The 13980-nt window shown below is 42.8% G+C and carries 10 protein-coding genes; 5 read left to right on the top strand and 5 right to left on the bottom strand.

Annotated elements, in window-relative coordinates; translation table 11 throughout:
- The first annotated feature begins 413 nt into the window (after positions 1 to 413).
- The 3 genes from BHV72_RS09810 (at position 414) to BHV72_RS09800 (ending at position 5035) form a co-directional block, all read left to right on the top strand.
- Positions 414 to 2618 carry a sodium-translocating pyrophosphatase gene (locus BHV72_RS09810; RefSeq protein WP_055170070.1) on the top strand — a complete coding sequence of 735 codons (2205 nt, stop codon included), beginning with the start codon at positions 414 to 416 and terminating at the stop codon, positions 2616 to 2618.
- Positions 2619 to 2710: 92 nt separating this feature from the next.
- Positions 2711 to 3313: a ribonuclease HII gene (rnhB, locus tag BHV72_RS09805; RefSeq protein WP_005679245.1), complete on the top strand. Its 603-nt coding sequence runs from the start codon at positions 2711 to 2713 to the stop codon at positions 3311 to 3313.
- 180 nt (positions 3314 to 3493) lie between these two features.
- Complete coding sequence (locus BHV72_RS09800; protein WP_055170072.1) at positions 3494 to 5035, top strand: DUF5723 family protein; 1542 nt, start codon at positions 3494 to 3496, stop codon at positions 5033 to 5035.
- A 115-nt stretch (positions 5036 to 5150) separates the two neighbouring features.
- Here the strand turns inward: BHV72_RS09800 and BHV72_RS09795 are convergent, their stop codons facing one another.
- Together BHV72_RS09795 and BHV72_RS09790 are read right to left on the bottom strand one after the other, a co-directional pair.
- Positions 5151 to 6080, bottom strand: coding sequence for a magnesium transporter CorA family protein (locus BHV72_RS09795; protein WP_032838463.1), 930 nt, complete (start codon positions 6078 to 6080; stop codon positions 5151 to 5153).
- A 216-nt stretch (positions 6081 to 6296) separates the two neighbouring features.
- A complete protein-coding gene (locus tag BHV72_RS09790; RefSeq protein WP_286855657.1) occupies positions 6297 to 8780 on the bottom strand; it encodes a TlpA family protein disulfide reductase in 2484 nt (827 codons plus the stop codon).
- Positions 8781 to 8954: 174 nt separating this feature from the next.
- On the opposite strand from BHV72_RS09790, the gene gpmI reads away from it, so the two are divergent.
- Together gpmI and BHV72_RS09780 are read left to right on the top strand one after the other, a co-directional pair.
- On the top strand, positions 8955 to 10469 hold the full coding sequence (gene gpmI / locus BHV72_RS09785) for a 2,3-bisphosphoglycerate-independent phosphoglycerate mutase (RefSeq protein ID WP_122118100.1): 1515 nt from the start codon (positions 8955 to 8957) through the stop codon (positions 10467 to 10469).
- Positions 10470 to 10532: 63 nt separating this feature from the next.
- Positions 10533 to 11114: a DUF3109 family protein gene (locus BHV72_RS09780; protein ID WP_005679250.1), complete on the top strand. Its 582-nt coding sequence runs from the start codon at positions 10533 to 10535 to the stop codon at positions 11112 to 11114.
- A 5-nt stretch (positions 11115 to 11119) separates the two neighbouring features.
- On the opposite strand, the gene BHV72_RS09775 is transcribed toward BHV72_RS09780, so the two are convergent.
- From BHV72_RS09775 to rpsT, 3 genes are all read right to left on the bottom strand, one after another.
- Entirely contained in the window at positions 11120 to 11311 is a 192-nt protein-coding gene (locus BHV72_RS09775) for a hypothetical protein (RefSeq protein ID WP_122134440.1), read from the bottom strand.
- A gap of 175 nt (positions 11312 to 11486) precedes the next feature.
- A complete protein-coding gene (gene gyrB, locus BHV72_RS09770; RefSeq protein WP_286855652.1) occupies positions 11487 to 13439 on the bottom strand; it encodes a DNA topoisomerase (ATP-hydrolyzing) subunit B in 1953 nt (650 codons plus the stop codon).
- Positions 13440 to 13637: 198 nt separating this feature from the next.
- Entirely contained in the window at positions 13638 to 13892 is a 255-nt protein-coding gene (gene rpsT, locus BHV72_RS09765; protein ID WP_004309474.1) for a 30S ribosomal protein S20, read from the bottom strand.
- Positions 13893 to 13980: the final 88 nt, after the last annotated feature.

Here is a 13980-nt window from a genome sequence, read left to right as displayed (position 1 = left end):
TAAATAAGTCACCGTTAAACATAGCTTATACACCCGCTATACATCTGTTATCTGGTAGGTATTGTTCTGTCGGAATACCGATATTGTTAATTTGCCACGGCCGTGGAGAGTATTCGTCACACCCGTGGTAATATCTCGTCACGCCTGTGGAAAGAACTCTCCATGGCCGTGGCAGACTAACTAAAGCGGTGCTCCAACCTAACTATACCGGTATTCCAATCGAACTATACCGGCTTCTCTTCCCATAAAGTCCCACTTAACAAACCCTCCGACAAGCTGCTTGCCGGAAAGAGGGGAATGACATGGCAATTAAAGTGAGTACATCTACTGTTCAAAAAATAATCTTACTTACTTGCTTTTTTCGTTTGATTTTCATACTTTTAGCCTCCGTAAACCCTTTAAAAATTAATCCTATGGATAGCATTCTTTTCTGGCTGGTTCCGGTCGCTTCCGTGTTAGCCCTCTGCTTTGCTTATTACTTCCATAAGCAAATGATGAAGGAGAGTGAAGGTACTCCCCAAATGATAAAAATTGCCGCTGCTGTGCGCAAAGGCGCTATGTCTTACCTGAAACAGCAATACAAGATTGTAGGCTGGGTGTTTCTGGGGCTGGTCATTTTGTTTTCAATCATGGCCTACGGTTTCCACGTTCAGAATGCTTGGGTGCCTATCGCTTTCCTGACGGGTGGTTTCTTTTCCGGCCTTTCCGGTTTTCTGGGGATGAAAACGGCAACTTATGCATCAGCCCGTACAGCCAATGCGGCACGCGGTTCGCTGAATGCCGGATTGAGGATTGCCTTTCGGAGCGGTGCGGTAATGGGACTTGTCGTAGTCGGTCTCGGCCTGCTCGACATTTCTTTCTGGTATTTGTTGCTGAACGAAGTGATTCCTGCTGACGCACTGACACCGACTCATAAACTCTGTGTAATCACTACCACCATGCTTACTTTCGGTATGGGGGCCTCCACTCAGGCACTCTTCGCCCGTGTCGGCGGTGGTATCTATACGAAAGCTGCCGATGTGGGGGCCGACCTTGTAGGTAAGGTAGAGGCCGGAATCCCCGAAGACGACCCGCGCAACCCTGCCACTATTGCCGATAACGTAGGTGACAACGTGGGTGACGTGGCCGGCATGGGAGCCGACTTGTACGAATCTTATTGCGGTTCGATCCTGGCAACTGCCGCGCTTGGTGCTGCCGCCTTTATTCATTCTTCGGACACGGCTATGCAGTTCAAAGCGGTTATTGCTCCGATGTTGATCGCGGCTGTCGGGATTATCCTTTCTATTATAGGTATCTTCGCCGTCCGTACCAAAGAGAATGCGAAGATGAAAGATCTGCTTGGTTCGCTGGCGTTCGGTACAAACCTCAGTTCTGTACTTATCGTCGTTGCTACTTTCTTTATCCTGTGGCTTTTGCAGTTGCAGAACTGGGTTTGGATCTCCTGTGCGGTGGTTGTCGGCCTGCTTGTCGGCATTGTGATAGGCCGTTCTACTGAATATTATACTTCCCAATCCTATCGTCCTACTCAGAAGTTGAGTGAAAGCGGGAAGACGGGACCTGCTACGGTCATCATTTCCGGCATCGGTCTGGGAATGCTCTCTACGGCTATCCCCGTTATTGCAGTTGTGGTGGGTATCATTGCTTCTTATCTACTGGCTGCTGCCGGCGATTTTGCCAATATCGGTATGGGGTTGTACGGAATCGGCATTGCTGCCGTCGGTATGCTTTCTACGCTGGGAATCACTTTGGCAACGGACGCTTACGGCCCGATTGCGGATAACGCAGGCGGAAACGCGGAAATGTCCGGTTTGGGTGAAGAAGTCCGCAAACGTACCGATGCGCTCGATTCTCTCGGAAACACGACTGCCGCAACCGGAAAAGGTTTTGCGATTGGTTCTGCTGCCTTGACGGGATTGGCTTTGCTCGCTTCTTATATTGAAGAAATACGTATCGGACTGACTCGTCTAGGCAATATGGATCTGACTTTCTCGGACGGAAATACAATCAGTGTGGCAAATGCTACTTTCATTGACTTCATGAACTATTATGAAGTGAACCTGATGAATCCGAAGGTACTTTCGGGGATGTTCCTCGGCTCTATGATGGCTTTCCTGTTCTGCGGGCTGACCATGAATGCCGTGGGACGTGCGGCAGGACACATGGTGGACGAAGTGCGCCGCCAGTTCCGTGAAATAAAAGGTATCCTGACGGGAGAAGCCGAACCGGACTACGAACGTTGTGTGGAAATCTCTACGAAGGGGGCACAGCGCGAAATGGTGCTTCCTTCATTGATTGCTATCATTGCCCCGATCTTTACGGGACTTGTCTTCGGTGTTCCCGGTGTGCTTGGTTTGTTGATCGGTGGTTTGAGCAGCGGTTTCGTGCTCGCTATCTTTATGGCAAATGCCGGTGGTGCCTGGGATAATGCAAAGAAATATGTGGAAGAAGGCAATTTCGGAGGAAAAGGAAGTGAGGTTCATAAGGCAACGGTGGTGGGCGATACGGTGGGCGACCCGTTTAAAGATACCTCCGGTCCGAGCTTGAATATATTGATAAAGCTTATGAGCATGGTAGCCATTGTAATGGCAGGACTTACGGTTGCCTGGAGTCTGTTCTAAGGATTTTGTGTTAAAAAGATAAGAAAATGGAGACCGGAATCTAGGTCTCCTTTTTTATTTCATTTACCTTTGCAGAGATAAAAACGATAAAGATGCTATTACCTTATTTAAATGAGAATCTGATAGAAGCAGGGTGCGATGAGGCAGGCCGCGGCTGTTTGGCGGGTTCTGTCTATGCTGCTGCCGTCATTCTTCCGAAAGATTTTAAGAATGAGTTACTGAATGACTCCAAGCAACTGACGGAGAAACAACGTTATGCTCTGCGTGAGGTAATAGAACGTGAAGCGATAGCATGGGCGGTGGGTATCGTTTCACCCGAAGAGATAGATGAGATAAATATCCTGCGTGCTTCTTTCCTGGCCATGCATCGTGCTGTCGATCAACTGTCCACCCGTCCCGAACACTTGCTCATTGACGGAAACCGGTTCAATAAATATCCCGGTATCCCGCATACCACGGTAATCAAAGGCGATGGAAAATACCTTTCGATAGCTGCTGCATCTATTCTGGCCAAAACGTATCGTGATGATTATATGAACCGTCTCCACGAAGAGTATCCCTATTATGACTGGAACCGTAATAAAGGGTATCCTACCAAAAAACACCGTGCCGCCATTGCCGAACATGGAACAACTCCTTATCATCGGATGACGTTCAATTTGTTGGGAGGTGAACAACTTTCTTTGGACTTTTAATTCCCGTTGTTCCTTTCTTAAATTATATTTTCTACATTTTTTGCAGTATAAGCACGATTTTAGCCTGTTTAGTGCTTGAATTGTTCTGTTTAGGCTAAAAAAGTGTTGCTCCGTGCTTTTAATTGTTATTGAAATGCTATATATTTGCAAACAATAATAAGAATTAAAAAGTTTAAAATCATGGCAACGAACAAGCTACTAAGCTCTACTAAGCTCATTGGGGTATTTTTCATTATGTTAGTTTGTGCACTTCCTGCAAATGCACAGTTCTTGCGTACTTCTTATTTTATGGAAGGTACGCATTATCGTCAACAGCTGAATCCGGCTTTGACACCGACTAAAGGTTACTTCAATCTTCCGGTGGTTGGTGCAGTTAATGCAACCGTGGGGTCTACTTCATTAGGATATCAGGATATTATTGATATTATTGATGACGGAGATGATTTCTATACGAAACCGGATTTCATGAACCGGCTGAAAGATAACAATAAGTTGAATGTGAACTTTAGTACGGAAATCCTTTCTGCCGGTTGGTACAAAGGAAAGAACTTCTGGTCGTTCAACATTGGTCTTCGTACCGATATTGGTGCGAACTTGACTAAATCTATGTTTACTTTCCTGAATGAGATGGAGACTGTTGAAGAAAACTGGAGAAACAGTAACTATGATATCAGTGGTCAGCAATTGAATATCAATGCTTATACTGAAATTGGTTTAGGACTCTCACGTCAGATTAACAGTCGTTTGACAGTCGGTGCCAGAGTGAAAGCTTTGTTGGGTATCGGTAATATGGAGTTAAAACTCAAAAATGTGGCAATGAGTGCTAATCTGCCCAGTGATGCAGAGATTGCAAAGTGGTCAGATGAAAATTATTGGAGTGGCTTAAGCCAACAAGAAGCTATTAAACAAGCTACTGAATTGAAAGCAAAATTTGATAATTACCATGCAAATTTGAATGTTGGTGCAGAATTGAAGAGTTCTTTCAAAGGTTTGGAATTACAAGAAGAAGAGGGTAAGGATTATGTAACAGACTTCGAATTTGATAGTGGCAAATTGGGTATCGCTGGTTACGGTTTTGGTATTGATTTGGGTGCTTCTTATAAAATATTGGATAATCTGACTGTATCTGCATCTATTCTTGACTTAGGTTTTATCTCTTGGTCAAAATCAAGTACGAAGATTGCGTCAGCCAATCCGGATCCTATTGATATTAAAGGAAGTACTTATGCAGCAATGGTCGATCCCGCTAATCCTGAAACATCTGTGATGAATGCAGTAAAGCAGTTGCAGGATGATACTCAAGGGTATATGGATCGTGTAACTAACGGTGATGTACTCGACTATGATATGTTGCAACTCGAAGTAGGTGATGCAAAAGAATCTCGTAAGTCCCGTCTGGCTTCTACATTGGTGTTGGGTGCAGAATACGGTTTCTTCAATAACAAATTAGCTGTTGGTGTATTGTCTACCACTCGTTTTGTACAACCTGACGCTCTTACAGAGTTGACATTCTCTGCAAATTATCGTCCGAAAAGCTGGTTTAACGTTGCACTTAGCTATTCTGCCATTCAGTCAGCAGGAAAATCTTTCGGTCTTGGTCTGAAATTAGGGCCGTTGTTCCTCGGAACCGACTATATGTTCTTAGGAAAGAACTCTAACACTGTTAATGGATTTGTTGGAGTTTCTATTCCGTTGGGTGGAAGAAAAAGTAAACAAGGATAAAAAATAATTTCTCTCTTTAAACATTCTCTTTTAATTAATTCTCTATAGAAGAAAAAACGTATTATTAAATTACAGCCTGTCATTTACTCAATAGTAGATGACAGGCTTTTGTATGTTAGAACCATTTGATCTTTCTGAATATCACAAACGCCAGCGTGGACAATCCGATAGAGAAGAGTACAATCAAAGAAAAAGCAAAGGGCACTTCTTCCAGATGAATATCTACGTTCATGCCATAAAAACTGGCAATCAATGTAGGGAGCATTAAGACGATAGACAAGCTGGTCATACGTTTCATGATAGTGTTCACATTGTTTGAGATAATGGAGGCGAAGGCGTCCATTGTCCCAGTGAGAATGTCGCTGTAAATGTTCACCGTATTGAGTGCTTGTTTCAATTCGATGATAACGTCTTCCACTAACTCTTTATCCAGAAAATCCGTATCCTGGAAAATAGTCTTAAGTTTACCTATCATCACTTCATTGCCACGAATGGAGGTGTTGAAGTAAACCAAGGTTTTCTGCAATCTCATCAGACGGAGCAGGTCTTCATTACGGATGCTGCGTTCCAACTCCTTCTCTGCTGCACTGATATCTATATTGATTTGTTTCAGATATTTCAGGAACCATACGGCGGAAGAGTAAATCAACCGGAGAATTAGATCGAGTTTATTACGGACTACAATACCTTTCCTACGGGTATGTTCGATGAAATCCGGTAGTAAATCGGTGTTATGATAACATACGGATACTATAATCTCGTTGTTTGTGATTATGCCGATAGGTACAGTGGCGAAAGGCAGGCTTCCGTTCTGCTTGTTTTGCACAGGGATACGCAGGATCGTTAACAGCCAGTTACCTTCCGTATCCGTACGCGGACGTTCATCCGTGTCGGCTATGTCATCAAGAAATGATTCGGGTACGTTGAGTGTTTTAGTCAGAAATTCAAAGTCATCATTGTTCGGGCATACTACGTTTACCCAGCTATTAGGAAGCCATTGTGCTTTTTCCACAAAGCCGGCCTCACAATAAAGATACGTTCTCATCTTATTGTCTCCTTTCGTTTGTTTAGCACGAGCAGAGACATCAGATTTCAATGACTCTGTTCGCTTTAATTAATACTAGTTGTGCACGTTCGCGGGTTTGAATCGTCCATATTTCTATGATTTTAATGTAAAAGCGGTGCAAAGGTACGGAAAATCAAGCTGGCTTCCATTCTTTTGCACCGTTTTTTTCGAATTTCTACTGTTTGCAGTCCGTACTTACTCTGCGTGCTGCTCTGTTTCCGAAGGTTCGGAAGTACCGAAACGTTTCTTCAAATATTGTCCGATACTGTAACTACTTAATTTTTCATTGGAGATACTGCCGTCTTTCTCTACGAGTTCGTAATGAGGAATGCCGTTGAAATGGAAAAGTTGGCGGAGGTAATTATATTCCGTTCCGGTGACATAATAACTTGCTTCTCCTTTCAGATGCTTTTCGACATATTGTTTGTAAGCTCCTGCCGGAGATTCTCTTTCTCCGGTGATATAAATAAACTGGAACTCCGGATGATCTTTGTACTTCTTGCGCAAGTCTGCTGTTGCTTCTATTCCGCTACGGCAAGGCCCGCAGCTAGTGGCCCAAAAGTCAACAAATAGTACTTTGCCCGGATGATTCTTGATGATATTGCGGAAAATGTCGGTTGCTTTGCCTTCCGGGAGTTGGTATGATTTAGCATCTTCCGAAGGATAAGCATTTTCAAACAATTGTTCAGTTTCGGCAACTAAGAAGGGGGCGGTAAATTCTTGCTTGAGGCTGTCTATATATTCACGAGCAATTGTTTTTGTTTTTATATTTTGTAGGTCATAAGTGAGACGGCGTACTTTGGCTATTTGCCAGAGCAGAGGATTGGGAGTATTGCATAGCCGGGCGATAATGGCATTTTTCTTCTCTTCATATTTCTGTTCCATTGTTATGCTGGCCCTATCTTCTTCTTGCTGTGACTTTTCTTTTTGAGAAGGTTTCTGTTTATTGATATAGTCCATGTATTCTTTTACCAGTTTTTCTTCTTGTTTAAATAGAGCACTGGTCTTCCTGTCATCTTCTTGAAGTTCTGCAAGCGTTATTTTTATTTCTTGTCCGGCAAGTTTTTCCTGTTTTTGCCTTATCGCTTCTTGTTCAGCATTAAGTTTCACTCCTTTTTCTTTCAGGAATGTCAAGAGAGGCTTTTCTGGGTAAGTAAAAGGAATCTCCACCGATCCTTCGACTTCGTCCGAATAAGCTTTTCGGAGGGGAGCCATAAATTCAAAGCGATTGGTGAAGATGTCCGCTTTCTCATCTGCGAGAATTGTTTTATCGTCAAGTGGCATCTCTTTTAGGAAATCGTAATACGAATCATCTTCCTTTACTTTCAAGGCTTGATTGGCCGTATCTTGTTTGGCATAATAATCCCTGCTCATTGCAAAATCGAAGAATGCATTTCCTGTTTGCAGTTTTACTTTGTTTTTAATCAGGCAAACTGCCTTCAGGGAGGGGTGGTAGACCCGGCATACGGAATCGGCAATATGTCTCCATTGTGCGATGATAGGTCTCATGTGTTCCTTGTATTGGTTGGGAGTAAGTGTCTTTTGTGATTTGGATAAATCTTCGTACCGATAAGGAATAGACTTGCTAAAATCGGATAGTATATAGGAGAAGGGAGCTGTCGGTCCCATATATGCTATATTGTTAATCGGAAAATAATGATCGCGTGCACGGCTTCGAGCCATGATTGCTTCCCAGTCAATGTACATGGTGAGAGTTTGTCCAGGCTCAATATAGAATGGAATCCAGTCATTGTTGAGGGTTAATGATTGCTCTACCGGATGATGAATAACGAACTTGCATGTAAAACTTCCGTCTTTATCTATTTGCACAACAGTAGGATAATCTTCACGGGTGAGTTCATTTGATAGATAAACAAGTCCTGTCTCGAATCCCAAACGCGGGTCGTAGCCATCGATATATCCTTGCAGACAGGCGGTATCTTTACGGAAGAACTGTTGAAAACCATTGTCCGGCTCTATTGTGCTTATGGCAGCCTTTTGGCGGGTATACGATAATTCATTTGTTTGGTCTGTTTTTATAATACAGTTGCCACTCTTTTGCGGGGTTATCAACAATGTACGGATAGTCCCATTTTGTTTGTCTTTAACGGTCATCTCAATTCGTTTCCCTTTCTTGCGGATACTTTCATTGGTGTATATCCGATTATTCATGATCGTGATTGAATCGTAAATTCCGTATTCCCACTGACCGGAGCCGTCTGTCTTGAACCAGTTACCCTTGACGGCAGCTAGTGGAGGAGTATTCTTTCCTTTCTGCGGAATCAAGGAAATATCGTATGTATTCCCTTCATAATTAGTCGGGCTGAGAAGGTGGATCGTTTGAGTTTCTTCAGGCAGGGGTTCGAAAATAAGCACGTAGTCTTTTTCACCGGAATCAGGCATATATACTTCTTTATTGATTTCGATACCTTCTGCACCTTTAAACTTATATTTCTTTCCGGTGGTTGCATCTTCCAGGTAACTTGTTCCTTTTTCTTTAATCCACCAGTGCGGACGAAAAATAGCATGTATGTATACTCGTGTACTTTCTGGAGTACGTTCTATGCGGGTAATGTTGGAGATACTTCCCGAACGGGCTTTGAAAGGAGGATTGTCGATTGTTTGTGCACTTAGTACGCCCGATAATACAAGTAAAATGCAGAATAAGGTTGCTTTCATAATAATAGTTTTTTGATGAACGTGTTTAATACTATCCTTACAAAGTAAGGAAAATATCCATAGCCTTGTATTCTTTTACTCTGCAACTTAACATAGATTAAACGTTCAGGTAATCATCTTTTTTGTACCTTTGCAGCCGGAAAATCAGAGTGATAATTTAAATATTGAAATATTATGAGTAAGAAAGCCCTTTTAATGATCCTCGACGGTTGGGGATTAGGCGACCAAAAGAAAGACGACGTAATCTTCAACACTCCCACTCCTTATTGGGATTATCTGATGAATACTTACCCTCATTCCCAGCTTCAGGCAAGCGGTGAAAACGTAGGTTTGCCCGACGGACAAATGGGTAACTCGGAAGTCGGTCACTTGAATATCGGTGCCGGACGTGTGGTTTATCAGGATTTAGTAAAAATCAACCGTGCTTGCGCTGATAATAGTATTCTGAAGAATCCTGAGATTGTCGCTGCTTTTTCTTATGCAAAAGAAAATGGAAAGAATGTTCACTTTATGGGGCTGACTTCTAACGGTGGCGTACATAGTTCACTCGTTCATCTCTTCAAACTTTGCGACATCGCTAAAGAATATAATATCGACAATACATTCATCCACTGCTTTATGGACGGTCGTGATACTGATCCGAAGAGCGGTAAAGGTTTTATCGAAGAACTATCTGCGCACTGTGAAAAGTCAGCAGGAAAGATTGCTTCAATCATCGGTCGTTATTATGCTATGGACCGTGACAAACGTTGGGAACGTGTGAAAGAAGCCTATGATTTGTTAGTAAAAGGTGAAGGTAAGAAAGCTGCCGATATGGTTCAGGCAATGCAGGAATCTTATGATGAAGGCGTGACAGACGAATTTATCAAACCGATTGTAAATGCTAATTTCGACGGAACAATCAAAGAAGGAGATGTAGTAATCTTCTTCAACTACCGTAACGACCGTGCGAAAGAGTTGACAGTAGTATTGACTCAACAAGATATGCCGGAAGCTGGTATGCGTACAATCCCGGGACTGCAATATTACTGTATGACTCCGTATGACGCTTCTTTCAAAGGTGTACACATCTTATTCGATAAAGAAAACGTTTCTAATACGTTGGGTGAATACCTTGCTGCTAAGGGACTGAATCAACTCCATATTGCAGAAACAGAAAAGTATGCTCACGTAACATTCTTCTTCAACGGTGGCCGTGAAACTCCGTACGATAACGAAGACCGTATTCTTGTTCCGTCTCCGAAAGTTGCTACTTACGACTTGAAGCCGGAAATGAGCGCTTACGAAGTAAAAGACAAACTGGTGGCTGCTATCAATGAAAACAAATATGACTTCATCGTAGTAAACTTTGCTAACGGTGATATGGTAGGTCATACCGGCATTTACGAAGCAATCGAAAAAGCTGTTGTTGCTGTTGATGCTTGTGTGAAAGATGTAATCGAAGCCGCTAAAGCACAGGATTACGAAGCAATCATTATCGCTGACCATGGTAATGCTGACCATGCTTTGAATGAAGACGGTACTCCGAATACTGCCCACTCTTTGAATCCGGTTCCTTGTGTTTACGTAACAGAAAACAAAGCTGCGAAAGTAGAAGATGGCCGTCTGGCAGACGTTGCTCCAACTATCCTGAAGATTATGGGACTGGAAGCTCCGGCTGAAATGAACGGGAATGTTTTGATTAAGTAATTTAGATTTCTATAACTGGGAGGGCGGAGTAGAACTCCGCCTTTTTTGTCTCACATAAGTTTTATGATTCAGATTAATGATGTAGTTGTATCGCTTGATGTACTTCAGGAGAAATTTCTTTGTAACTTGGATGCCTGTAAAGGTGAATGTTGCATTGAGGGAGATGCCGGAGCACCGGTAGAACTGGATGAAGTGATGAAACTGGAGGAAGTGTTGCCGGTTATCTGGGATGAACTGGCTCCGGAAGCGCGTGCGGTGATAGAAAAGCAGGGGGTGGTATATACTGACCAGGAAGGAGACTTGGTAACTTCTATTGTAAATAACAAAGACTGCGTCTTTACTTGTTATGACGAGAAAGGATGTTGCTACTGTGCTATTGAAAAAGCTTTCCGGGAAGGAAAAACAGATTTCTATAAACCGATATCATGTCATCTTTATCCTATTCGCATTGGAGATTACGGACCTTATAAAGCGGTGAATTATCATCGTTGGGATGTATGCAAGGCTGCGGTTCTGTTAGGAAAAAAAGAGAATGTCCCTGTCTATAAATTTCTGAAAGAGCCTTTGATTCGTAAATTCGGTGAAGAATGGTACAAAGAACTTGAAGCTGTTGCCGAAGAATTGAAAAAGCAACATTTTATCTAAACTTCCTATTTCTTACGTGTGCCAAATACCTGATACAGCAAGATGCATAGTGCTACGGCCATTACGCATACTGGTGCCATCCATGCTTCCGGATGAATGATGACCAGAAAGATGCAGGTAACGATAACGCACAATGTCAGGACAATAAGAAATAGTCTGATCTTTGCGAATAACGGGTTAGTAGTTTTCATCTTCATAGCTACTGTTTTCTATGTTTTTTGCAATATAGTGATTTAGCACTGAAAATGTTACTGTCTTTAGTCTTTATTAAGATATGGATAAAGAAAAACGCCGATCGAAGGATGCTCCTTCTCCATCGGCGTTTCCTCGTTGTAAGATGTGAGGTTGGTTTATAAAAACGTAAAATTAATATTATGTATCGATATTCGCATACGTTGCGTTTTCTTCAATAAACTCTCGGCGTGGTCCTACGTCTTCACCCATTAACATAGAGAAGATGTAGTCAGCTTCTGCAGCGTTATCGATATTCACTTGTTTCAGCATACGGTTTTCAGGGTCCATAGTTGTTTCCCACAACTGTTGGGCATTCATTTCACCCAAACCTTTGTAACGTTGTGTATGGATTGCATTTTCCGAACCGCCGCCGTAAGTATCAATAAACTTCTGGCGTTGTGCATCTGTCCAGCAATATTCTTCTACTTTACCCTTTTTGCAGAGATAGAGCGGGGGAGTAGCAATGTACAGATAACCGTTTTGAATGATCTGCGGCATATAGCGGAAGAAGAACGTCATAATCAGTGTGTCGATGTGAGAACCATCGACATCGGCATCGGTCATGATGATAATCTTGTGGTAACGCAGTTTTTCAATATTGGCCTCTTTACTGTCATCCTCGGTTCCGATAGTGACACCCAATGCGGTATAGATGTTACGGATTTCGTCACTTTCCAGCGCTTTGTGATACATCGCTTTCTCAACATTCAGAATCTTACCGCGAAGCGGAAGGATTGCCTGGAACATACGGTTACGTCCTTGCTTGGCGGTACCACCTGCCGAATCACCCTCGACGAGGAATAACTCGCATTTTGACGGATCTTTATCCGAACAGTCTGCCAGCTTACCCGGCAAACCACCACCGGACATCGGAGATTTACGTTGTACCATTTCACGGGCTTTTCTTGCTGCGTGGCGTGCTGTAGCAGCCAGGATCACTTTGTCTACAATCGTTTTTGCTTCCTTCGGATGTTCTTCCAGGTAGTATGACAAAACTTCACCTACGGCCTGGTCTACGGCACCCATGACTTCGTTGTTACCCAACTTCGTTTTCGTTTGTCCCTCAAACTGAGGTTCAGCTACTTTTACGGAAATAACAGCAGTTAGACCTTCGCGGAAGTCGTCTCCCGAGATTTCTACTTTTACCTTTTCCAACATCTTGCTGTCTTCGGCATATTTTTTCAGTGTACGGGTCAGTGCACGGCGGAAACCGGCGAGGTGCGTACCACCTTCAATCGTATTGATATTATTAACGTAAGAGTGAACGTTTTCCGAGAACCCTGTATTGTACATGATTGCTACTTCAATGGGGATTCCCTGTTTTTCGGAGTTCAGGTAAATCACGTCATTAATCAAGTGTTCGCGTGAAGACTCGATGAAACGTACAAATTCTCTCAGTCCTTCTTCCGAATAGAACTGTTCACTTTTGAAGCTACCGTCCTCATTCACTACCCGGCGATCTGTCAGCGTGATACGCAGGCCGGCGTTCAAGTAAGCCAGCTCGCGTAGTCGTGAAGCCAAGATCTTGTAATCATATACCGTTTCTGTAAAAATGGTATCATCCGGCCAAAACTGCTGGCGGGTTCCCGTAATGTCGGCAGTGCCGACTTCCTTTACCGAATATAGCGGTTTGCCTATTTCATATTCCTGCTGGTAGATCTTACCGTTGCGGAATACTTGCGTAGTCATGTGAGTAGACAGCGCGTTTACACATGACATACCTACACCGTGCAAACCTCCGGATACTTTATAGGAACCTTTGTCGAATTTACCTCCGGCGTGTAGGACGGTCATTGCTACTTCCAGTGCCGACTTCTTTTCTTTTTCATGATAGTCGACCGGAATACCGCGCCCGTTGTCCTGTACTGTGATTGAATTGTCTTCGTTGATCGTTACTTCGATATGGTCGCAATAGCCGGCCAAAGCTTCGTCGATAGAGTTGTCAACGATTTCGTATACCAAATGGTGAAGTCCCTTTATACTGATGTCACCGATGTACATCGCAGGGCGTTTTCTCACTGCTTCAAGACCTTCCAATACTTGGATCGCAGAATAAGACCCGTTATTGGGAGTGATTTGTTCTTCGCTCATAATTGCCTTTCTAACTTTAATAACAGAGCAAATATAGTGAAATTTGTCGACTTGGCGAAGAATAAACCGTGAAAAATGAAGAATGAAAGTGGATTCTGTACTTTTACGATAGACTTGATAGTCAAGTGTCTATACACAGTAAAGGCCGAACTTAAAAGTTCAGCCTGATGCTATATAGAATTGTTAAATTCCTATGTATTAAGCGAGCTTGTTGATATAAAGAGCGAGCTTAGATTTCAGATTGTTAGCTTTATTTTTGTGAATAATGTTCACTTTAGCCAACTTATCCAACATCTTTGTAATGCCCGGATACATTGCAACTGCTTCAGCTTTGTCTGTAGTTGCGCGAAGCTTTCTAACAGCATTTCTCATGGTCTTACCATAGTATCTGTTATGAAGTCTTCTAGTCTCTTCTTGTCTGATTCTTTTCAGTGATGATTTATGATTTGCCATTTCGACTAATCTATTTTTTTAGTTCTTTATTCTTTTTACTTGTAGCCCGTGGGGGAATCGAACCCCCCTTTCAAGAATGAAAATCTTG

It is taken from the genome of Bacteroides sp. 43_46 (assembly GCF_001915455.1).
In the GTDB taxonomy this organism is placed as follows: Bacteria; Bacteroidota; Bacteroidia; order Bacteroidales; family Bacteroidaceae; genus Bacteroides; species Bacteroides caccae.
This window is presented reverse-complemented; position numbering and strand designations above follow the sequence as displayed.